Origin of the sequence: Mesorhizobium sp. M6A.T.Cr.TU.014.01.1.1, from assembly GCF_004022765.1 — a bacterium.
GTDB lineage: Bacteria > Pseudomonadota > Alphaproteobacteria > Rhizobiales > Rhizobiaceae > Mesorhizobium > Mesorhizobium mediterraneum.
In genome coordinates this window covers 1-516 of sequence record NZ_RZPG01000093.1, presented here as the reverse complement: position 1 = coordinate 516, position 516 = coordinate 1, and the positions used below count along the sequence as shown (strand labels likewise).

Annotated in this window: 1 protein-coding gene; it reads left to right on the top strand. The window is 62.8% G+C overall.

Translation table 11 applies throughout. The annotated features are described in order from the left end of the window. Positions 1-516: L,D-transpeptidase (locus tag EN885_RS33100; protein ID WP_164897979.1), on the top strand; the 516-nt coding region annotated here is incomplete at both ends.

Sequence of the window (516 nt, the reverse complement as noted above, 5' to 3'; positions counted from 1 at the left end):
CGGCAGAGGCGATGAACATCGCCCTGACCGGCAACAATGGCGAGTTGCGTAGCGAGGTCATCGGCCAGAAGCAGCCGAGCAGCGGCGGTTTGTTCGCCGGTCTCTTCGGCGGTAGCTCTTCCTCTTCGTCGATTTCATATCTTCCCGAGACACGGGCTCTCGACCAGGCTCTCGCCAAGAGGGAAGCCAAGAAGCAGTTCAAGGTGAAGCCGGAATTCGTGCCGCAGGACGTGGAATTCAGCGGTTACGCTGCCGGTACCATCGTTATCGACACCAGCGCGCGCCGCCTCTACCTCGTCGAATCGTCCTCCACCGCGCGCCGCTACGCCATCGCGGTCGGCCGCGACGGCCTGCAGTTCAAGGGTACGGTTGCAGTCGGTGACAAGCAGGAATGGCCGCGCTGGATCCCGACGCTGGACATGCAGAAGCGCGAGCCGAAGCATTACGGCCAGTATAAGGACGGTATGCCCGGCGGTGGCCAGAATCCGCTCGGCGCGCGCGCCATCTATCTCTATG